Here is a 22,385-nt window from a genome sequence, read left to right as displayed (position 1 = left end):
AAACTCAGCTTTCGATGGTAATTTTCGGCAAGCGGGGTTTTTGCAACGAAATCTTTTCGGTGGGGGCAATCACCTTGGCCTCGCCGGTAACCACCTGATCACCGTTCTGATTGCGCACATCGCAGCCAAAAGAGACACGGTTTTTAGGTTCCTTGCGAAGCACCGACAAGGTGACGGTCAGTGTGTCGTCCAGCTTGACCGGTCGTTTGAACGACAGGCTCTGTTCCAGGTAGATGGTGCCGGGGCCGGGCATGACCGTGGCCAGGGCGGCAGAAATCAGTGAGCCACTCCACATACCATGAGCGATGCGCTCCCGGAACATGGATTCTGCGGCAAACTCCGAATCCAGGTGCACCGGGTTTACGTCCCCGGATACCGCAGCAAACAGCACCAGCTCATCTTCGGTGAGGGTGCGTGTGAACGTGGCTGAATCGCCTTCGTTCAGTTCGTTGTAGGTAATGTTTTCCAGCGTATCCAGGGTATCGCTCATCACAGGCTCCGGTGATTCAGTGTTCGAGTACGGTTGTACCGTTTGCTGATCTGAAAACTACCTCATCGTTAACAAAACTGCTATTCTCTCCCCACTTTTTTGAGGCTGATACTTTCGTCGGGTTGATTTTCCCGAGCGATCGGTCTTGGCAAAACATTACAATCAGGGGGCTTCTGAACCCATCCGGTAGTACCCCACAGCGCCAATCAGACAGGAGATGGTGATGGATTTTGAGCAGTTCTATCAAGACAAATACCCAGCTGGCATCCCCCGGGAAATCGATCTCAATAAATACAAGAACATGGTGGATGTTTTTGAGCAGGCGGTACAGAAGTTTGCAGACAAGCCTGCGTTTACAGCAGTTGGTGTTACCCTGACTTATCGGGATCTTGATACTCAGAGCCGTAACTTCGCGGCCTGGCTGCAGAACAAAACTGACCTGAAACCGGGCGACCGCATTGCGGTACAGATGCCGAACGTAACCCAGTATCCGGTGGTTGTGTTTGGGGCCATGCGCGCTGGCCTGATTGTGGTGAACACCAACCCCCTGTACACCACTCGTGAGATGGAACACCAGTTTAACGATTCTGGCGCAAAGGCACTGGTTGTTCTGGCCAATATGGCGGACAACGCGGAGAAGGTTTTGCCCCATACCGGCATCGAGCACGTGATCGTGACCGAGGTTGCCGATATGCATTCTCCCATCAAGCGTACCCTGATGAATGCCGCGGTGAAGCACCTCAAGAAGATGGTTCCGGCGTTCAACATTCCGGGTGCTCATAAGCTGCCGGCGGTACTCAGCGCCGGTGCCCGTGAAAAGTTTACCCCGGTCGATATCAAGCTGGATGACCTGGCCGTGCTGCAGTACACCGGCGGTACCACTGGTGTTGCGAAGGGTGCCATGCTGACTCACGCCAACCTGGTGGCCAACCTGACGCAAGTCCGGCCGATGCTGGAAGATCAGGTGGAAGAGGGCAAGGAAGTGGTGATTGCGCCGCTGCCCCTGTACCACATTTACTCCTTCACCCTGAACTGCGGCATTATGCTGGAAGCAGGTGCCCATAACGTTCTGATTCCGAACCCGCGTGATATCCCCGGCTTCGTTAAAGAGCTGCAGAAGCAGAAGTTCTCTGCCTTTATTGGCCTGAATACCTTGTTTGTGGCCCTGTGCAACAACGAGGACTTCCAGGATCTGGACTTCTCTGGCCTCAAGCTGACTGCCTCTGGTGGTATGGCCCTGACCAGCGATACCGCTAAAATGTGGCAGCGTGTAACGGGTTGCGAAATCAGCGAAGGCTACGGCATGACCGAGACTTCTCCGGTGGTTACCTTCAATCCCCGCAGCGCCATCCAGATCGGCACCATTGGTCTGCCGATTCCGTCCACTGTGGTTAAAACCATTGATGACGACGGCAACGAAACACCGGTCGGCGAGCCGGGCGAACTGTGCGTGAAAGGCCCGCAGGTGATGCGCGGTTACTGGCAGCGTCCCGATGATACCCAGAAGTCGTTCACCGATGACGGTTTCCTGAAGACCGGCGATGTGGCCCTGATCCAGGAAGACGGCTATATCCGCATTGTGGATCGTAAAAAGGACATGATCATCGTGTCCGGTTTCAACGTGTTCCCGAACGAAATCGAAGATGTTGTGACTACACACCCGAAAGTGGTGGAGTGTGCCGCCGTGGGGATCCCCGATGCCAAGAGCGGCGAAGCGGTGAAGGTTTATGTAGTGCCCACCAAAGAAGGTGTAACCGCTAACGAAATCAAGGAGTTCTGTCGGGAGCGTCTGACCGCCTACAAGGTACCCAAGCACTTTGAGTTCCGTGATGAACTGCCAAAGAGCAACGTAGGCAAGATCCTGCGCCGTGAGCTGCGGGACGAGGCCAACGCCAAGTAACAGGCGAGGCCCGCATACCAACCAAAGACCCTGCTTCGGCGGGGTCTTTGTGTTTCTTGGCTCCGGTTTTCGTTAGACTGTTTCGCCCTGACGTTCCACCTATCCATTGATGAGCCTGCAGCTGTTAATGACTGACAACACTCGTTCCGAAACTCCCGTTGATTCCCGGGCCGCTGTCAAAGCGATGATGAGCCAGCTGGACGCCTGTAACCAGCAGGAGGCCGCCCGCATCATTCGTCGTGTAAGCCGTTGCAAGGGTAACCCTGGTAACAAGGACCTGGAAAAGATGGCGCAATGGCTGGATCAGGGGCTCGATAAGGTGCGTAAGCGTCAGGCATTGCACAAGCCGGCGACCTTTCCCGCAGGGTTGCCGGTCAGCGATCGCGTCGAGGACATCAGTGATGCCATCAACAACCATCAGGTGGTGATCATTGCTGGTGAGACCGGGTCCGGTAAAACCACTCAGATTCCGAAGATTTGCCTGAACCTGGGGCGGGGTATCCGCGGGCTTATTGGCCATACCCAGCCCCGGCGTATCGCCGCGCGCAGTGTTTCCAGCCGGATTGCCGAAGAACTGGGTGAGACGGTAGGCCAGCAGGTCGGGTACCAGGTGCGGTTTACCGACAACACCTCGGAATCGTCCCGGGTCAAGGTAATGACCGACGGCATCCTGCTGGCAGAAGTGCAGCATGACCGTTTTCTGGATCGCTATGACACGCTGATTATCGATGAGGCCCACGAGCGCAGCCTGAATATTGATTTTCTGCTCGGCTATCTCAAGCAACTGTTGCCGAAGCGCCCGGATCTGAAAGTCATCATCACCTCGGCCACGATCGAGGTGGAGCGCTTCAGCGAGTTTTTTAACGAAGCGCCGGTGATCGAAGTCAGCGGTCGTACCTTTCCGGTAGATATTCGATATCGCCCCCTGGTTGGGGACGAGGACGACAGGGATCAGGGCTGGACCGATGGTGTTCTCTCGGCATTGGACGAGATTGAACAGCATGAACGGCAGGAAAAGCAGCCTCCGGGCGATGTACTGGTTTTTCTGCCAGGCGAGCGCGAGATCCGGGCCCTGAGCAAGGTGCTGCGCCACGCCGACCTGCGTCATACCGAAGTGTTGCCGTTGTATTCCCGCCTGAGCAACCAGGAACAGAACCGGGTGTTTCAGGGCCACAAGGGACGGCGGATTGTGTTGTCCACCAACGTGGCTGAGACCTCGCTGACCGTGCCCGGTATTCGCTACGTGATTGATACTGGCGTTGCGCGCATCAGCCGGTACAGTGTGCGCTCGAAAATACAGCGGCTGCCAATTGAACCGATTTCCCAGGCCAGTGCCAACCAGCGGGCAGGCCGGTGTGGCCGTGTGGCGCCGGGGATCTGTTTCCGTCTGTACGACGAAACGGACTTTTTGAACCGCCCGGAATACACCGATCCCGAAATCCTGAGAACCAACCTGGCCTCCGTTATCCTGCAAATGGCGACATCCGGACTGGGTGAGATCCGGCATTTTCCGTTTCTTGAGGCGCCGGATCGTCGTCAGGTCAACGATGGTTACAAGCTGCTGGAAGAGCTTAGCGCCGTCGATGACAAACGGCGTGTCACCAGGCTTGGGCGCACCATGGCCCGATTGCCGCTGGATCCCCGGTTAGCCCGGATGCTGGTGACCTCAGCAGAGCAGGGCAGTCTGGCGGAAGTGTTGATTGTGATTGCCGGCCTGAGCGTTCAGGACCCCAGGGAACGCCCACAGGACAAGCAGCAGGCGGCCGACCAGGCTCATGCACCGTTCAACGACAAGGAATCGGATTTCGCCACCCTGCTGAATATCTGGAGCTGGTTCGAAGAGCAGCGCCAGGAATTGTCCCAGAACCAGCTCAAAAAACTGTGCCAGAAAACCTTCCTGAGCTGGATGCGAATGCGTGAGTGGCGGGACATACACCGCCAGCTCACTCTGATCTGCCGGGAGCAGAAGCTGACATTGAATAGCCAGCCGGCCAACTACGACGCAGTGCATAAAGCCATTCTGGCCGGCTTGCTTGGCCAGGTGGCGGTGAAAGTGGAAAAGCGGGAGTATCTGGCCACCCGAAACCGCAAGGTAATGATTTTCCCGGGTTCCAAAGTCGGCAAGACGGCACCCAAGTGGATTGTGGCGGCCGAGATCGTCGAAACCAGCAAGGTGTTTGCCCGAATGGTGGCGGCCATTCAGCCCGAATGGGTGGAGCCGCTGGCAGGCCACGTGGTAAAGCACCACTATTTTGAGCCCCACTGGGAGCAGAAGCGTGCCCAGGTGATGGGGTACGAGAAGGTCACACTTTATGGCCTGGATGTGGTCCCCAAGCGCCGTATTCCCTACGCCAAGGTTGACCCCGCCGAGTGCCGGAATCTGTTTATTCGCCGTGCCCTGGTTGAGGGGGATTTCCAGTCCAGGGCGCCGTTTATTGCCCGTAACCGCGAAATGCTGGATACCGTCGAGAATCTGGAGAAGAAAACCCGGCGGCGGGATCTTCTGGTGGATGATGAAGTTTTGGTGGCGTTCTACGACCAGAGACTGCCATCGGATATCGTCAGTGGCCGACATTTTGAATCCTGGTGGAAAGGATTATCTGCTGAGGAATTGAAGAAGCTGGAGCTGACAGAGGCCGACGTTCTGCAAAGGCCTCTGGATGAATCCGCGGCCCAGCAGTATCCCGACTACCTGGAATGGGAGGGGGTGAAGTACCCTCTGAGCTACGAATTTGAGCCAACCAGTGAGCGCGACGGCGTAACCCTGAATGTGCCCCTGATGGCTCTGCGACAGATCCCCGCCCGGCGTCTGGAGTGGCTGGTGCCAGGGTTGCTTCGGGAAAAATGCATTGCCCTGGTCAAGGGATTGCCGAAAGCGTTGCGCCGGAATTTTGTGCCGGTGCCGGACTTTGTCGACGCGGCTCTGGCCAACCTGCAGCCGGGCAACGAGCCTCTGGCGATCAAACTGGGTGAACAGCTGCGACGAATGACCGGGGTCCAGATTGATCCGGATGCCTGGCCGGAGGAGGAACTGCCCCGCCACCTGAGGATGAACCTGAGGGTGACCGGCGATAAAGGCAAGGTCATCGCCGAAAGCCGAGACACCGATGAGCTCCAGGCCAGACTGGAGGGCCGGGCCGAAGAAGCGCTGGCCTCGGCGACGAGAGATGAACCCGGGAAAAAACAGGCGGGTGAATACACCGACTGGCAATTCGGCACCTTCCCGGAGCAGGTTCAAACAGAAAAAGGCGGTATGCAGGTCACGGTTTACCCGGCTCTGGAGGATCTGGGTAATAAGGTGCGGGCTTCTCGTTGTCTGGACAAGCTCACCGCAGAGGATACCCATCGTCGCGGCGTTGCGCGGCTGATTGTGAACCGGTTCGGCAATACCCTGGCGGATCTTGAACGAAAGCTGCCCCGGTTCAAGCAGTCTGCGTTGATGTTTGCACCGATCGGCCAGGCAAAGGGACTGCTGGATGATCTGGTGTTGTCGACGGTTATGCAGCATTTTCTGGCGGATCAACTGCCCAGAACCGAACAGGCGTTCGCAGAGCTGTTCGACCGCCACCGGGGGGACTTCATTCCTGCTCTGGAAGCTGCTGACGAGCGTCTGTTTCAGGCTATGAACGGCTACCAGAAAGTCGCGAAACAGCTCAAGGGCAAGATCAATCTGGCGCTGGCGGCAAGCATGGCCGACCTCAAATTCCAGTTGCAACATCTGGTGTACCCGGGATTCCTGGTCAATGCCCCGGCTCAGTGGCTGGAACGGTTCGGCACCTACTTTGAAGCGGCGGACATCCGGTTGGAAAAAATGGCGCGGGAAATGGGGCGTGAGCGGGAATTTCTTCACATCATTGAGCCATTATGGGCGCGGTATGCCGCGAAACTGGAGCAACAGAAGCGCCAGGGCGTGCGAGACCCGGAGCTGGAAACCTACCGCTGGATGATGGAGGAGTTCCGGGTGTCGTTTTTTGCCCAACAACTGGGCACGGTAATGACGGTTTCGGCGAAGCGGTTGGATAAACAATGGGAAAAGACCCGTATATAACGTTTTCGGATGCACTATAACGGGGCCACTGGACGATAGTCCCACGGGCAATTCTGCCGGACTGTGTTAGTATTTCTGACATCGTGATGTCAGAAACCGTTTTTATAATTGTGACGTGGGGTTATTGTGATTAAAGCCGTCATCAGCGGGACCGGCCTGTATACGCCGCCCGCCATTATCGAGAATGATGAACTGGTTGAAGCGTTCAATCAGTACGTGGAGCTGTTCAACAACGAGCATGCCGACGAAATTGCCCGTGGTGAGGTCGCTGCCCTGCAACCCTCGTCTTCTGCCTTTATTGAAAAAGCCTCCGGTATCAAGCGCCGGCATGTTATTGATCGGGATGGTATTCTTGATCCCCACCGGATGACCCCCTACATTCCGGAGCGCAGCAACGATGAACCGTCGGTACAGTGCGATATGGCTGTGGCCGCGAGCAAGGAAGCCCTGGCCCAGGCGGGTAAAACGGCGGCCGATGTCGATGCCGTCATTGTTGCCTGTTCCAACCTGCAAAGGCCGTATCCGGCCATCGCCATTGAAGTGCAGGAAGCCCTGGGTATTGAAGGCTTTGCCTATGACATGAACGTGGCGTGCAGTTCTGCCACTTTCGGCCTGCAGGCGGCAGTCAACTCGGTCGAAAATGGTGCAGCACGTTCGGTGCTGGTGGTCAGCCCGGAAATCTGCTCCGGCCACTTGAATTTCAGGGATCGGGACAGCCACTTTATCTTCGGTGATGCCTGCACGGCGATACTGGTTGAGCGTGAGGAAGACACTAAAGCCGGCCAGGGTTTTGAAATTCTGGGTACTCGTCTAAAAACCAAGTTTTCCAACAACATCCGGAATAACTTCGGCTTCCTCAATCGTGCCGATGAATCCGGCATTGGCAAGGCGGACAAACTGTTTATCCAGCAAGGGCGGAAGGTGTTCAAGGAAGTCTCGCCCCTGGTGGCCGAGACCATTCAGGGCCACCTGGCATCCCTTTCCCTCAGCCCGGATAATCTCACCCGGATGTGGCTGCATCAGGCCAACCTGAATATGAACCAGTTAATTGCGCGCAAGGTTCTGGGTCGCGATGCCAGTGTGGAAGAGGCTCCGGTGATTCTGGACGAATACGCTAACACCAGTTCCGCTGGTTCCATCATCGCGTTCCACAAATACAAGGACGATCTGAAAGCCGGCGATCTGGGCGTGATCTGCTCATTCGGCGCCGGCTATTCCATTGGCAGCGTCGTGGTTCGCCACCGCTGAGCCTGTTTATCTCGCTGCCAGCGCCCGCAAGGTGTCTGGCAGCGGGGTGGATTTGCGTGTCGCCCGGTCCGTCCAGACGATTTTCGCATAGCCTTCCGCGTAGATATCTCCGGTATCCTTGTCTTTCAACAGGTGGTAAGTGTCCAGGCTGGTATTTCCGGCTTTGTCCGCGTAAGTTTCCACCACCACATTGGCGGGGTGAGTCAGCTCCTTCAGGAATGTGGCGCTGGTCTTTATAATGACCGGCCCGGTGGCGTCTTCGGCACCACCGAGTTCCAGTGAGGCAAGCCAGACAATCCGGGCTTCTTCAAAGAAACGAAAGTAAACTGTGTTATTGGCGTGGCCGTATGCATCCATATCACCCCATCGCAGTGCCATGGCGAGGGAGCTGACGGGATTTCCCGGTACTGACATCGGATTTCCTCCGGAAGGTTGAAAAATAATAATAAAGCGCCGGTATTGTTGACGAAACTGAACAGGTTAAACAACCCAAGAGAGCGACATGAAAGAGCGTAAGTCCCGGCGCTGGTCATCCTGGATGGTCATCGCAGTTTTCCCGGCCCTGGCGGTCTTTAATCCGGCCACGGCCCAGAATCTCCAGGAGCCCCCGGGTGAACAGACTATGCCGGTTGAAACCGGCGATCCCTATGAAAACTGGAACCGAAAGGTCTTCGCCTTTAATGATGCTATTGACCGGTGGTTTCTCCGGCCGGTAGCCAAGGGCTATCGCACCGTCACACCAGATCTGGTGGACCGGGGGATTACCAATTTTTTCAATAACCTGACCGAAATCCGTAACTTCACCAACAGCCTTCTGCAGCTGAAGGGTGAGTCTGCGGTTGTGGCGGTTGGCCGTTTTACCTACAACACGGTTTTCGGCCTTGGTGGTTTCTTTGATGTTGCCAACGCCTTCGAGCTGCCCGAGCGGCCAGAGGATTTCGGCCAGACCCTGGCAACCTGGGGAGTGGATTCCGGTCCTTACCTGATGCTGCCGTTGCTTGGGCCGTCCACGCCTCGGTATTTCACGGGTATGGCGGCGGACGGGTTCATGCTGCCTTCGGCGTGGGACTCGGTCGAGAACCCCGAATGGTATTACCTGCGAATGCTCCAGATTGTGGATAAGCGGGCAGACCTGATCCCGGCGGAGAATTTCATTTCCGGGGATCGGTACACGTTTATGCGCAATGCCTTCCTGCAGCGTCGTGAATTCCTGATTAACGATGGTAAGATCACCGAAGATCCTTTCGCGAGTGATGATGACGATCTGATGCTCGACGATTTCTGAGTGTACAAGCCGGGAGGCGACAGGTGATCAAGGACCCGAGAATAACCCGTTTCCGAAAAATGCTGGCGCAGGCCACGAATTATGAACAGTGGAAAGCGGCCGCACTGGAGCTGGATTTTCTTGAGGGCAATGCCGAATGGAAAGAGGATTTTGCCTCCGATCTTTACCATTACGAGCTGATCTATGATCGCCTGTCCAATCTCAAGCAGTATCGCCAACAGAATGATTTCGAGCGCCTGAAGCGCGCGCTCAGGGAAGGGTTGCATCACGACCTTGGCAACATGGGGAATCCGGCGCTGTACACCCGCTCCCGCGTCGGTACCAAACACCTGATTGAAGAATACATCACTCAGGTCTGTGAGTCGCTGGATTACCTGTGTGACCACCCGGTCCCTGGTTTCCCGGTGTATGACAAACTGCAGTTTTTCCGCGACACCCTGACAAGCTACGGGCGGCCCACCTTACTGTTGAGTGGTGGCGCCAGTCTGGGCATGTTCCATTTTGGGGTTATCAAGGCGCTCTGGGAGAAAGGCCTTTTGCCGCAGGTGATTGCCGGCTCCAGCATCGGCGCCATTATCGCCGGCATTCTGGGGGTTCATACCGATGCTGAAATTCCTGAAATGCTGGTGCCTGAAAGCCATAACCTGAAAGCATGGAAATGGCGGGGGTTGTTAAGCGCCATGCGCGGAACCGGACTGATGGACCAGGACACATTGCGCCGATGCCTGCGGGAGAATATTGGCGACTATACCTTTGAGGAAGCCTACCAGCGCACGGGGCGCAGTATTAATATCAGTGTGTCTCCGGTGCAGGCGCATCAGAAAGCCCGCTTGCTGTGCGGTTACACGTCACCGTACCTGTTGGTGTGGAGTGCCGCCCTGGCCAGTGCCGCTGTACCGGGTATTTTCCCGCCAGTAACGCTGATGAAAAAAGATCTTAACGGTAATTCGCTGCCCTACATGCCGCGGCTCAAGTTTGTGGACGGCTCTGTTGTGAGCGATCTGCCTATTGAACGACTGATGCACCTTTATGATGTAAATTTCACCATTGTCAGCCAGACCAACCCTCACGTGGTGCCGTTTCTGACGGATCGTGGCCAGGATGAAAAACTGTCGCTGACCAATCTGCCGTCCCACTTGCTGAAATCCGAGATACAGTTCCACGGACAAGGCGTATTCGATTACCTTCGAAAACGTGTTCGGCCAGAGATCCTGCGGCAGCTTTCCGGCCAGATGTATACCATTATGGCTCAGCGATACTCCGGCGATGTGACCATCGCACCAAACTATTCCCTGCGACATTTTCGGCGTATGCTTGCCAACCCGAGCCCTGAGTATGTTCGTGAGATGATTCTGGAAGGTGAGCGGGCGACCTGGCCCAAGATATCCATGATCCGCTCCCACGCACGGATCTCGAAAACCCTGGAGCGTTGCGTTCGCCGCCTGAAACAGCAAAACCGGCGCGCAGCGGAACTCAAACTGGTAAGCGGTGATACCCCGGCCAGGCCCTGAGGAACCATGTACTACGATTTCTTCGGCTTTCGTGAGCCGCCATTTTCAATCGCTCCCGACCCCCGATATCTCTACCTCAGCGATCGCCACAAGGAAGCACTGGCGCACCTGATGTACGGTGTGCAGGGGCAGGGCGGTTTCATTGTGATCACTGGCGAGGTGGGCACCGGTAAAACCACGGTTTGTCGCTGCTTCATAGAAAACGCGCCGGCACATGTGGATATTGCGTTGGTCCTGAATCCGCGCCTGTCCGCCAGGGAACTGTTGTCGTCCGTTTGTGATGAACTGGAAATAGCGCATCAACCTGATGCCAGTATCAAAACCCTGGTCGACAGCATCAACCAGGATTTGTTGAAAGCCCACGCTGCGGGCCGGCACAAGGTTTTGATTATTGACGAGGCCCAGAACCTCTCCGCTGAGGTGCTCGAACAGCTGCGCCTGCTGACCAACCTGGAAACCTCGGAAAAGAAACTGCTGCAGATTGTTCTGCTTGGCCAGCCGGAATTGCAGGAGATCCTGGCTCTGCCGGAACTTCGCCAGCTTAATCAAAGGGTCACGGCACGCTACCACCTGGATGCAATAGACCGGCAGGAATTGCCTGCTTATCTGCAGTACCGGCTTAATGTTGCCGGTATGCGGGGTGATATTTTTACCCCCGGGGCGGTCCGTAGACTGTATCGGGAAAGTCAGGGCGTACCCCGGCTTATCAATCTGATCAGCGACCGGGCACTGCTCGGCGCCTATGCGGAGGGAGATCATCTGATCTCCGTCACCCACATTCGCAAAGCGGCAAAAGAGGTCAATGGCGGGCTGGCGATGGCCCCGGCCGGCCGGACGTTCCGAAGCCGGGGCAGCCATGTATGGTTGGTTGTCGCCTCGGTCATACTGGCCATCATTGGCACCTTGTGGCTGCTTGAACTTCCTGGTTCACCCACCCCGGCACTCGCCGAGCCCAAGGCCGAACGGTCCGTTGCAGGTGTGATTGAACGGGAGGCAGAGCCTGAGCCGCAAACGGTATCAGATTCTGACCAGCCGGAAATCGTGGCGCCGGAGCCAACATCGCAGGGGTTCGTGTTCAACCAGCACACCCAGTCGTTGGCTGAGGCCTTCGGCGCTTTGTTTGATCTGTGGGGCAAGAATTATGAACCGTCGGCCAACCCGATCGCCTGTGATTACGCCGCAACGGTAGGGCTGGCCTGCCTTGAACGCCAGGGCAGTCGGAGAAGCCTGGAGTTTATCAATCGGCCGGCCATCCTTCAGTTAAGGGATGAACGCGGTCGTACCCGCCAGGTAGTTGTGGAACAGCTGGATGGTGAGCTGGCCATGATTGCGACGCCGGTGGGCAGCCAACAAGTGCCGTTTCGCGAGATTGAGGAATACTGGTACGGTGATTTCAGGGTACTTTGGCGAATTCCTGAATTCATGACCGGCGATGGTTTCTACGGCGATGATTCTGGCCAGCAGTTATGGATCGGTGCCCGGATGATGGAGCTTGCAGAGCGTCTGAGCAGTGGTGGGCAGGAGGCGGCCCGGGTGAAGCGTATGGAGATGACGGACCAGGTGCGCTGGTATCAGGAAAAACGTGGGCTCACTGTGGATGGTATTGCAGGCGCCATGACCATTATCCAGATGAACAACGATCTGGCCGAGAATACTCCACGTTTGGTTTCGTCGGTGATGGCCAGGAGCGGGTAGCGTATGTCGTATATTCTCGATGCGCTCCGAAAATCCGAAGCGGAGCGCCGACAGGGCAAAGCGCCTGATCTCGGACAACCGGTACAGATGGTATACCACCCCAAACGTAAGCCGGTATCGGCCGTGGTGTGGATTGCACTGGCCTTGTTAGTGAACGCGGGTGTGCTGGCCTGGTTGTTCTGGCCGGAGCGAGACGCAAAGATCGTGACGGTGCAGGAGGCTCCTGCTGTAGCCCAGGAACAGTCCGAACCGGTACCCGATGTGCCGGCGGCTCAGCATGAGCCTGAGCCGCTTCCAGAGACTGAAATAGCGGATCCGGTCCGGGTTTCCGGAGGGCAGGACCTGTCTCAGGCAAAAGGTACGGGCGTGGTCACTGAGGCAGGTGATGATGCCATGTCAGATGAGTCCGGCGTCAACCAGCAGTCCTGGGACGAACCTGTAGTCATTGTTCCAAGTCGGTCCGAAAGTGAGCCGTTGCCACAATCTGCCTTGACGGAACGGGTGCCGCAGGGCAGGGTGCCTCACCTTGTGGAACTACCCCTTTCTTTTCAGAAGAGTGTCCCTGATTTGACCTTTAACAGTCACATATTTGCATCCGATCCCTCTGCCAGTCGTGTCATGATCAATGGCCATTACCTGAAGCCGGGAGATGGCTTTGGGCCGCTGTTGGTAGAACGTATTACCGAAGACGGCGTGGTGCTCAGCAAGAACGGCCAGTTTTTCCGTGTAGGTACCGTACGTGACTGGGTGAGCCCGAGATAATGGCGCTGACAGAGGACGTTAAACAGCAGATTCAGCAAGCCTATCGGGATGTGTTGGCGGGCAAGGATATCCGTGCCCGTTATGGCCAGCGCTTGATGATTGCGGAGATTGCCCGGTATATGGGGGAAATCACCGATAACGATGGCCAGCGCACTTCCCCGCCGGCTACCTGCGTGGTGGAGGCTGGTACCGGTACAGGTAAAACGCTGGCCTACCTCATCGCCGCCATTCCGGTGGCGAAAGCCCTTGGCAAGACTCTGGTGATTTCCACCGCCACGGTGGCGCTTCAGGATCAAATCGTTCTGAAAGATCTGCCAGACCTGCGTAAACACAGCAAGCTGGATTTCAGCTGGACTCTTGCCAAAGGCCGTGGTCGTTACCTGTGTATGTCGCGACTGGAAGCGAGGCTGCACGATGAGGGCCATGGTGACAGCGATACCATGCCGTTGTTCCTGTTGGATCAGCCGGTATACGACGAAGCCCGTAGCCGGGCCACCTTTGAAAACATGCTTGCCAGTTATGGTTCCCGGGACTGGGACGGCGACCGGGATCACTGGCCGGAACAGATTCCCGATGAAATCTGGCGTCAGGTGACGACTGATCATCGCCAGTGCTCCAACCGGCACTGCGCCTACTTTGACAGTTGTGCGTTCTTTGATGCCCGCAAGGATCTGGACGATGCCGATGTGGTGGTGGCCAATCACGACCTGGTGCTGGCGGATCTGGCCCTGGGCGGTGGCGCCATTCTTCCGGAGCCGGAGAACGCGCTGTTCATCTTCGATGAAGCCCATCACCTGCCAGACAAGGCCCTGAACCATTTCGCCGCGTCAGTGCCGTTGAACTCCACCCGGCAATGGCTGAAACAGCTTTCCCAGGCGCTGGTCAAGATGCAGCCCTGGCTTCCAGCGGGCTCCCAGGCCGCCAAAGCGGTTGAAAAGATCAGTACCGCGGGCCGGGACCTGGACCTGGCTCTCACTCGCGTGTACGAAGAGGTTGAGCAGAATACCGGCTGGGAATTCAACGAAGAGCGCCGCAGTGCCCAGTGGCGATATCCGGATGGTGCCTTGCCCGAGAAGCTGGCCGAACTGGCTGGGGAAACACGAATCGCCACGGCAGGGCTGTGTCGGCACCTCGGAACATTGGTCGATGAACTCCAGAGCGCATTCGATGAGCGCAAGGATCCCGAGCTGGACCGGGACACAGCAGATTCCTGGTATCCGGTAGTAGGTTCCTTTCATGCAAGGGCGGAAGATCAACTGCGGTTGTGGATTGCCTGGAGCGAAGGTGTCGCCATCGTCAGTGATGAAGAGGAGCCGGTGGTCGAAGCTCCTGCCCGTAAAGGCCCACCGGCGGCAAGGTGGGCAGTGCGCCAGCGTTGGGACCATGCTGAAGACATTACCTTGTTCAGCTCGCCGGTACTGGCCGATAACCTGCTGTATTCGAGATTGTGGTCGAGGGCTTACGGAGCGGTACTTACCAGCGCCACGCTGACGGCGCTCGGGCGCTTTGATCGCCTTCGTTCACGGGCCGGATTGCCTGAGGCCAGCCGTTATCTGGTAGTGCCCAGTTCTTTCCGGTACGCCGAAATGGCGACGGTGGAAGTGCCGGCCATGGTCGCGATGCCTACCGACGATGGTTTCGCCGATGCCCTGGTCAAGCGTTTACCGGAGCTCTGGGCCGGAGAAAAGGCGACACTGGTGCTGTTTACGTCGCGCCGTCAGATGCAGCAGGTTCGTGATGCGCTGGCGCCTGAGTACCCGGAACTGATCCTGACCCAGGACGATATGGCCAAGAATGAGGTGCTCAGGGTGCATTGCAGCCGGGTTGACGAAGGTAAGCCCAGTGTACTGTTTGGTGTGGCCAGTTTTGCAGAGGGCATTGACCTGCCGGGGCGCTATCTGCACCACGTGGTGATCACTCGATTGCCCTTTTCGGTACCGGATGACCCCATTGAAGCCAGTCTGGCCGAGTGGGTGACCCAACGTGGAGGCAATCCCTTTATGGAAATCACGGTGCCGGACGCTTCTGTCAAACTGGTGCAGGCCGTTGGCCGCCTGCTGCGAACGGAACAGGACACGGGGCGGGTGACCATTCTGGACCGCAGGATTGTGGCACGACGCTACGGGCAGTTGCTATTGGATGCACTCCCGCCGTTTCGCCGCATCATTGAACACTAGATTTCTCTCATGCCTGTAAGTTGACCCATAAAAAAAGAGCCAGCCCGCAAGGGGTGGCTCTCATGGAAGGGGTTCTTAACGAACCCGGGCGTCGAAACAACGCGGAACAAGAAGTCTGAAGGCCTGAATTTCAGATTTCGAGGTAAGGCGTTAACCTCACCATGGTTAAATGATAGGGCTTAAAGGGGCGTAAACGGATCGTCCAAAGGGCGTAGTGACCAGGCTTAATTGGTGTCAAATGTGATGTTTATCACGTTTTTGCGACATCCTCCAGCAACCCCACCTCCCTTGCTTTCGCCAGCGCCTCGGTGCGCCGGCTCACGCCGAGCTTGCCGTACAGGTTCCTGATGTGCGCTTTCACGGTAGCCGGGGCAACGGACATGCGCTCAGCAATTTCTTTGTTGGCAAGCCCCTGGTGGATCAGCACGAGAACTTCCTGCTCACGCTGGCTCAACGGTTCTGTCAGGGCATTTACATGCTCGCCCCCCGGGCGGGCAGTATCGATGGGGTGATTGGCTTCCTGGGAGCCATTAAAAGACGCCTCGCCAGGCTGTCCGGCGGCCAGATCCCTGAGCATCCCGAGCAGTTCCCGGTTCCACCGCCCCGGGGTTCGTAGTCTGGGAAAATCCAGTAGCATGTCCCGTAGTGCAGTGCTCTCTTCCGCAAACAGGCGCAGAAAGCCTGCGTTTTCGGCCCGGTCCAGTGCTTTCTCCAGCATGGCATCGGACTCGTCATTGCGGCCCTCGTGGGCCAGCGCCTCGGCGTACACCAGTAAAATCTCTACCAGGTGTCGATTGTGCGCGTTGCGTTCTGCGGCTGGTATCAGGGCGGACAGGGTGTCCTGAGCCTGCTGATATTCGCCCAGTGCATTCTGTACCCGGGCCAGGGCAATCTGGTTCTGCTCCCGGTTTAGCGGGTTGGTGGCTGGTTGATCCAGGGTGGGCTGCAAACAGGCGCGAGCTTTTTCGGCATGGCCGGAACTCAGGTAGCACCTTGCCAGCAACGCGGAAGCGGCCGGGGGCTCGAATACAATGTGTTCCCTCCGGCGCCGGCCGGTTGTCACGGCATCTTCCAGTGCCTCAACCGCCGTTTCCAGGTCACCCCGGGTAAAGGCGAGGTGTCCCCGTACGTACTGGATCACCACATGCTGGCCCGGTTCGGTACCCTTTCGTACATGATCGAGCAGGGGGGCCAGGTATCCGTCGGCGGTGCTGATCTGGTTTCGCTCGCGATAGATTTCTGTCAATGCACTGTTTTGCCAGCAGGAGATCAGTCTCGGCTGGCTGGGGTCCGCATAGTGTTCGTCCACCCATTGTCGTACTCGCCCCGTCGTCTCAAGAGCAAGATCGGTATCGCCACGGTGGTATTGAATCCAGGCGAGCAGGCCGCCGGATGACAGAACGGTACTGGCTTTGCGCTCTACCTGGCCATAATGAACGGCAGACTCCAGAGCCTCCTCGGCGTCATTCAGTTCGCCCTTCCCGAAATAATCCAGGCCCAGGCCGTAATAGGTGACTGACTTCAGGGGAATGCTGATCTGATCAATGTCCTTCAGCACCTGGCGGGTAAGATCCGAGGCGTTTTTCTCATCGTTGCGGGTGCGGGCCAGGTAGGATCTCACCAGCGAAATCTCGCTGTGCAACGCCAGGGCGCCTTCCGCGTCAGGGTGTGAATCGGCAACACGGCGGTCCAGCAGGTCCTCAACTTCCAGCAGAAGCGGGTCCAGGCTTTCCACCCGGTTTGCGAAAAACAGGCCCCAGATTCTGAGCATCTGCAGTTGCGGGCTGTCCTGAATCTTGTGGGCAGGGATAGCATCCAGCCATTCAAGTACCGGAAGGTGATAGCCGCCATGAATCAGGTTGTTGCCGTGTTCCGCCAGAACCGCCGCCAGATGGTCTGTATCGTTGCGCCGGACAATCTGGACAATCCCTTCCTGGACATGGCCATGGCGTAGTAGCCAGTCAATGGCTCGGGATTGCAGTTCCGAGGCATGGGAGGGGGCGGCACTCTGGATTCGCTGTAACAGGGCTTCCCGAAACAGGTCGTGGTAACGAAACCACTCATTGCTGTTGTCCAGCGGGATCAGAAAGAGATTCTGGGACAGAAGGCTGGACAGCTTTTCCTGACTGTCCTGGCGCTGCCTGACGGCATTGCACAAAGGGGCGCATAAGCGCGGACAACAAGCCGTTTCCAGCAGGAAGTCCTTCAAATCTTCGGGAAGCTGCTCAAGCACTTCTGTAAGGACATAATCGGAAATCAGTCGGCTGTCCGGTGAGCTCAAGGCCTGACCGGGCAGGACGGCTTCTTTCTTTCCGGCCAATGCTGAAAGCTGCATGGCGGCTACCCAGCCTTCGGTTTTACGGCATATCGACCGAATGTCGTCCTCGGACAGCTCCATGGCCATCGTACTACGGAAGAATTCCTGACATTCCTCTTCGGAAAACGCCAGCAGACCGGGGTGGATGTCCTGAACCTGACGACGGACGCGCCAGCGGGCCAGTGGCAGCGGTGGCTCAGTTCGTGACGCCAGGGTCACCAGGATACCGGGTGGCAGATAGTCCAGAAACCACGCGAGCTGGCGATGGAGGGTGTCGTTACTGATAACGTGGTAGTCATCCACCACCAGAGACCAGGCATTGCCATCTGCCGCGAGAACATTCAAAAGGCCGGTAATGGCGGGTGTGAGTTCGTCGTCGTCCTGCCTGGCCAACAGTTTCTTGCAGTCCTCCAGTCCTATCAGGCCGGCATGCTCGAAGGCGCCAATTACGTACTGCCAGAACTGCCTTGGCTTGTCGTCCTGCTCGTCCAGTGAGAGCCAGGCGGTGGGCATGCTGTTGCCGGCGCACCACTGGCTGACCAGTGTGGTCTTGCCATAACCCGCCGGAGCAATAACCAGATTCAGTCGTTTGCCGGATTCCGGTTGCAGCAGGGTATCCAGCCGTTGACGTTGAACGGCTCTGGAATCGGGTGTTGGCCGGAGGAATTTGGTTGTCAGCAGCATGGCTTCCCGGGATCTGGGCACGTTTGACTAGCGATTGTGTGCTTTGTCACACACAAGTCAAGGGCTGTGTTGACGCAAGGTGTTGTCGGGCCAGCGAAACCAGAGATTTGGTCTACACTGAATACAGATTGCCTTGTATACCAAAAAAGAATGAAAAATTGATCCTTTATGCGTATTATCCGGTTATGAATCCACCAGCGTTCACGAGTTGAGCCTGAGGCACTGACTCAGGGCCGGAAATCCAGGGAGCGACAAGATTAATGAAATTACAGCAGCTGCGTTATATCTGGGAAGTTGCGCACCACGACCTGAATGTGTCCGCCACCGCCCAGAGCCTGTTCACCTCACAACCGGGCATTTCCAAACAGATTCGTTTGCTCGAGGACGAGCTGGGGCTTGAGGTGTTTGCCCGCAGCGGCAAGCACCTGACTCGCATTACTCCCGGAGGAGAGATCATCATCCGGGAGGCAGGGGAGATCCTGCGTCGGGTCGAGGGCATCAAGAAAATTGCCCAGGAGTTCAGTAACCAGCGTAAAGGCGACCTGAGCATCGCGACCACCCACACCCAGGCGCGTTATGCGCTGCCGCCGGTGATCCGGGGTTTTATCGAGGAATACCCGGATGTGTCCCTGCATATGCATCAGGGCACGCCGATGCAGATCTCAGAGATGGCCGCCAACGGTGCGGTGGACTTTGCCATCGCCACGGAAGGCATGGACCTGTTCAACGACCTGATCATGATGCCCTGCTATAAGTGGAATCGTTGCGTGATCGTTCCCAAGGATCATCCTCTGGCCAAGGGCCAGGAACTCACTCTGGAGGAACTGGCGGAGTACTCGCTGGTTACCTACGTATTCGGGTTCACCGGTCGGTCCAAGCTGGATGAGGCATTCCAGTCACGGGGACTGACCCCGAAAGTGGTGTTCACTGCAGCTGATGCCGATGTCATTAAGACCTACGTGCGGTTGGGGCTGGGTGTCGGCATTATTGCCAGTATGGCGTTCGATCCCAAGGTGGATACCGATCTCGTGGCGCTGGATGCCAGCAAGCTGTTCAGGCCCTCGGTCACCCGTATTGGCTTCCGTAAAGGCACCTTCCTGCGGGGCTATATGTACGACTTCATGGAACGGTTCGCGCCCCATCTCACCAAGGAAAAGGTGGATGAAGCCGTGGCCCACCAAGGTAGCCGTTCCGAGATTCAGGAGCTGTTCAAGGATATCGAGCTGCCTACCTACTGAGGTTGGGGCCAATGAAAAGCCCGCGGGCCGTTAAGGCGACGCGGGCTTTTTTGTGGGCGCAGCTTCGGGCCGTTCAGCCAGACTTGCCGATCAGGTTGCCGGCATGCAGACCGCATTCCTTGTGTGTGGCTTCTTCCCACCACCAGCGTCCTTCGCGCTCGTGCTGGCCAGGGAGCACCGGGCGGGTGCAAGGCTGGCAACCAATACTGACGAAGCCCTGCTCGTGTAGCCGGTTATAGGGCGCCTCAGACATGCGGATGTAATCCCAGACTTCTTTGGAACTCCAGTTTGCCAGCGGGTTAAATTTTATCAGTGGTTTTGCATCAGTTGAGAAGGCGGTATCCAGCTGGACCACCGGCACCTCATTCCGGGTACCGGGGCTCTGGTCCCGACGCTGGCCTGTGACCCAGGCATCCAGTGTGGCAAGCTTACGGCGCAGCGGGTTAACCTTGCGGATACCGCAGCATTCCGAATGACCCTCTTCGTAAAAACTGAACAGGCCTTTGCGGTTGACCATGTCCTGAACTTCTTTGGCATCCGGGAACAGGACTTCAATATCGATGCCGTAGTGTTTTCGCACCCGATCGACAAACTCGTAGGTTTCCGGGTGCAGTCGGCCGGTATCCAGGGTAAACACCCTGAGATTGTCGGTCAGTTTGTGAGCCATTTCGATCAGCACGACGTCCTCGGCGCCACTGAACGAAATGGCAATGTTGCCATAGTGGGCGAGGGCGGCTTTCAGGATCGCCCTGGGGCTTTGACCATCCAGTTCGGCCCGGAGAGAGTCGATATCAGTCATAATCATCCAGTCTGTACCAATAACTTGTGTGGCTAGCTTAGCAGTAAACCTTTAATGCTCTGAAGGAATGAGGATCTATATCTTTATGCCATCAAAGATGGGCAACACCGGATACACGATGCATTTGGCCGCGCTTTTTCATATCATACGCCCACCAACCGGGGCGCAGGTGCCTCATCTTTTTATTTATCGTTCAGGAGACCGTTGTGGAACTCGCATGTCTTGACCTTGAGGGCGTACTCATTCCGGAAATCTGGATCGCCTTTGCAGAAAAAACCGGCATTGAAGAACTCAAGGCAACCACCCGGGATATCCCTGATTACGATGTCTTGATGAAGCAGCGCCTGCGTATTCTGGACCAGCACGGCTATGGGCTGCCGGAAATCCAGGAAGTCATCGGTACTCTGGACCCGCTGCCGGGCGCCCGGGAATTCCTCGACTGGCTGCGTGAGCGTTTCCAGGTGGTGATTCTGTCGGATACCTTTTACGAGTTCGCCATGCCGCTGATGAAGAAGCTCGGCTATCCGGCGTTGTTGTGCCACAAACTGGAAGTGGCGGAGAGTGGTCAGATCACCAATTACCTGCTGCGTCAGCGGGATCCGAAACGCCAGTCTGTGCGTGCATTCCAGTTGTTGAACTACCGGGTAATTGCCGCTGGTGACTCCTACAACGATACCACCATGCTCGGCCAGGCAGAGGCGGGCATTCTGTTCCACGCGCCCCAGAACGTTATTGATGAGTTCCCGCAGTTCCCGGCGGTGCACAACTTTGACGATCTGAAACAGGAATTTTTGAAGGCGAGCGCGATTCACAGCGCCTGATCCTTCGAATCGCTGATCTGTGCCGCGGCTGTGCGGCTGTGGTGCAGATCAGAGCTTCAGCTTTTCCAGAAAGTCCATCAGTGGTTTGACCTTGGTGAGTGTCTCCTGATACTCGGCCTCCGGGTCAGAATCCGCCACGATGCCTCCGCCCCCCCAACAACGAATCGTACCGTTGGACTCGCACAGCAGAGTTCGTATTGCGATGTTGCTGTCCAGCCGGCCATCAAGTCCGTAATAGAAGACAGAACCACAATAGGGCCCTCGCCAGTGAGGTTCCAGTTCGCGAATAATTTCCATCGCCCGGATTTTCGGAGCGCCGGTGATGGAGCCGCCAGGAAAGGCATCGAACAACGCCTGAAGTGGGCTGATTCCCGGTTTTAAACTGGCCTTGATATGGCTGACCAGGTGGTGGACATTGGCGTAGGATTCAAGGGCAAACAGCTGCTCAACCTGCACGCTTCCGGCCTCAGCATGGAGGCTGAGATCATTCCGCAACAGGTCCACAATCATCAGGTTCTCGGCGCGGTCTTTCTCGGATGCCTGAAGTTCATTTGCCAATTTGACATCGGATTCCGGCGAGGAGCCCCGGGGGCGTGTACCTTTGATGGGGCTGGTCTCGACTACACCCTGATCTATTTTCAGAAACCGCTCTGGCGATATGGAAAGAATCGAGTCGTCTCCGACTCTCAGGAAGGCGCTGTAGGGCGTCGGATTGGCTTCCGTGAGCTTCTCGAAGGCGAGCCATGGATAGCCGCAGAATTTGCCAGAGAATGCCTGGGACAGGTTGGCCTGATAACAATCGCCAGCTTCTATGTAGCGCTTGACGGCTTCGACACCCGATTTGAATTCTTCTGGCGTTTGTACTGGAGCAAACCGGGCTTCCATGTGCCAGTGCATCTGGCGGTTTGCCGGGGTCGACAGCCATTGTTCAATCTGCTCCTGAATCGAAGCAGGGCATGCCGGGTGAATCCAGAGCCAGTAGCGACCGCTATTCCGGTCAAAACTTGCGGTCCAGAGATAGAGCCCGGCGTGCATTAACGGAACGGTGGAGGCCTCGTGCAATTGCGCCAGCCGCCGTTCCCGGGCGTAGCCCAGTTCGTACCCCAGATAGCCAATCCAGCCGCCAGTGAGATGATTCGGGTCGGTACCGCGCTCTACCTGAAATGGTGCGGCAAGATCTTCCATTTCCCGGGCGAGACTGGCGGTATCAACGGCGGCCGAACTGGCACCAGGCAGTTCCTGCGAGCATACGGCCAAGGCCGAGAAACCACATAAGGTGCCGCGACCGGAGCCATAGCCTGCGCTACCCAGAAAGGCGAAATCAGACGCCCGGCAGGCATGCATCATAAGCTGGTGGTAGGTCGCCCGGGTAAGTTCCCGTGTTGTTGCCCGGCCCAAGGGTCCTCCGGA

Annotated in this window: 15 protein-coding genes; 10 read left to right on the top strand and 5 right to left on the bottom strand. The window is 56.9% G+C overall.

Features of this window, described 5'->3' with window-relative positions; all coding sequences use genetic code 11:
• Positions 1–4 precede the first annotated feature (4 nt).
• The gene (locus tag C7436_RS02570) at positions 5–490 is read right to left on the bottom strand and encodes a MaoC/PaaZ C-terminal domain-containing protein (protein ID WP_121206599.1); all 486 of its coding nucleotides are present in this window, start codon (positions 488–490) and stop codon (positions 5–7) included.
• 223 nt (positions 491–713) lie between these two features.
• On the opposite strand from C7436_RS02570, the gene C7436_RS02565 reads away from it, so the two are divergent.
• The 3 genes from C7436_RS02565 to C7436_RS02555 all read left to right on the top strand — a co-directional run bounded on the left by C7436_RS02565 (position 714) and on the right by C7436_RS02555 (position 7,686).
• Positions 714–2,390 carry a long-chain fatty acid--CoA ligase gene (locus C7436_RS02565; protein WP_121206598.1) on the top strand — a complete coding sequence of 559 codons (1,677 nt, stop codon included), beginning with the start codon at positions 714–716 and terminating at the stop codon, positions 2,388–2,390.
• A 127-nt stretch (positions 2,391–2,517) separates the two neighbouring features.
• Positions 2,518–6,438 (top strand): ATP-dependent RNA helicase HrpA, encoded by a 3,921-nt coding sequence (gene hrpA, locus C7436_RS02560; RefSeq protein WP_211329839.1) that lies wholly within the window; start codon positions 2,518–2,520, stop codon positions 6,436–6,438.
• A 126-nt stretch (positions 6,439–6,564) separates the two neighbouring features.
• A complete protein-coding gene (locus C7436_RS02555) occupies positions 6,565–7,686 on the top strand; it encodes a beta-ketoacyl-ACP synthase III (protein WP_014421346.1) in 1,122 nt (373 codons plus the stop codon).
• 6 nt (positions 7,687–7,692) lie between these two features.
• On the opposite strand, the gene C7436_RS02550 is transcribed toward C7436_RS02555, so the two are convergent.
• A complete protein-coding gene (locus tag C7436_RS02550; RefSeq protein ID WP_011785075.1) occupies positions 7,693–8,100 on the bottom strand; it encodes an acyl-CoA thioesterase in 408 nt (135 codons plus the stop codon).
• Between the two features lie 88 nt (positions 8,101–8,188).
• On the opposite strand from C7436_RS02550, the gene C7436_RS02545 reads away from it, so the two are divergent.
• Genes C7436_RS02545 through dinG form a run of 5 tightly spaced genes read left to right on the top strand, consistent with a single transcriptional unit; the run spans position 8,189 to position 15,116 of the window.
• Positions 8,189–8,971 (top strand): MlaA family lipoprotein, encoded by a 783-nt coding sequence (locus C7436_RS02545; protein WP_022991148.1) that lies wholly within the window; start codon positions 8,189–8,191, stop codon positions 8,969–8,971.
• Between the two features lie 23 nt (positions 8,972–8,994).
• On the top strand, positions 8,995–10,482 hold the full coding sequence (locus C7436_RS02540) for a DUF3336 domain-containing protein (protein WP_121206597.1): 1,488 nt from the start codon (positions 8,995–8,997) through the stop codon (positions 10,480–10,482).
• Positions 10,483–10,488: 6 nt separating this feature from the next.
• Positions 10,489–12,177: an ExeA family protein gene (locus C7436_RS02535; RefSeq protein WP_121206596.1), complete on the top strand. Its 1,689-nt coding sequence runs from the start codon at positions 10,489–10,491 to the stop codon at positions 12,175–12,177.
• A 3-nt stretch (positions 12,178–12,180) separates the two neighbouring features.
• Positions 12,181–12,939 carry a general secretion pathway protein GspB gene (locus tag C7436_RS02530; RefSeq protein WP_121206595.1) on the top strand — a complete coding sequence of 253 codons (759 nt, stop codon included), beginning with the start codon at positions 12,181–12,183 and terminating at the stop codon, positions 12,937–12,939.
• The gene (gene dinG / locus C7436_RS02525) at positions 12,939–15,116 is read left to right on the top strand and encodes an ATP-dependent DNA helicase DinG (protein ID WP_121206594.1); all 2,178 of its coding nucleotides are present in this window, start codon (positions 12,939–12,941) and stop codon (positions 15,114–15,116) included. The genes C7436_RS02530 and dinG overlap by 1 nt, the downstream gene beginning before the upstream one ends.
• 250 nt (positions 15,117–15,366) lie before the next feature.
• Here dinG and C7436_RS02520 read toward each other — a convergent pair whose 3' ends face one another.
• Positions 15,367–18,117 (bottom strand): LuxR C-terminal-related transcriptional regulator, encoded by a 2,751-nt coding sequence (locus tag C7436_RS02520; RefSeq protein ID WP_121206593.1) that lies wholly within the window; start codon positions 18,115–18,117, stop codon positions 15,367–15,369.
• Between the two features lie 260 nt (positions 18,118–18,377).
• On the opposite strand from C7436_RS02520, the gene cysB reads away from it, so the two are divergent.
• On the top strand, positions 18,378–19,355 hold the full coding sequence (gene cysB, locus C7436_RS02515; protein ID WP_014421354.1) for an HTH-type transcriptional regulator CysB: 978 nt from the start codon (positions 18,378–18,380) through the stop codon (positions 19,353–19,355).
• A 73-nt stretch (positions 19,356–19,428) separates the two neighbouring features.
• Here cysB and C7436_RS02510 read toward each other — a convergent pair whose 3' ends face one another.
• Complete coding sequence (locus C7436_RS02510; protein ID WP_081496559.1) at positions 19,429–20,154, bottom strand: phosphoadenylyl-sulfate reductase; 726 nt, start codon at positions 20,152–20,154, stop codon at positions 19,429–19,431.
• A gap of 206 nt (positions 20,155–20,360) precedes the next feature.
• On the opposite strand from C7436_RS02510, the gene thrH reads away from it, so the two are divergent.
• Positions 20,361–20,975 carry a bifunctional phosphoserine phosphatase/homoserine phosphotransferase ThrH gene (gene thrH / locus C7436_RS02505; RefSeq protein ID WP_011785066.1) on the top strand — a complete coding sequence of 205 codons (615 nt, stop codon included), beginning with the start codon at positions 20,361–20,363 and terminating at the stop codon, positions 20,973–20,975.
• A gap of 48 nt (positions 20,976–21,023) precedes the next feature.
• On the opposite strand, the gene pabB is transcribed toward thrH, so the two are convergent.
• A complete protein-coding gene (gene pabB, locus C7436_RS02500; protein ID WP_121206592.1) occupies positions 21,024–22,373 on the bottom strand; it encodes an aminodeoxychorismate synthase component I in 1,350 nt (449 codons plus the stop codon).
• Positions 22,374–22,385 lie beyond the last annotated feature (12 nt).

Source organism: Marinobacter nauticus, from assembly GCF_003634635.1.
Lineage (GTDB): Bacteria > Pseudomonadota > Gammaproteobacteria > Pseudomonadales > Oleiphilaceae > Marinobacter > Marinobacter nauticus.
Note: the sequence above shows the minus strand (reverse complement) of the source record. Positions and strands in the feature narration are given on the sequence as shown.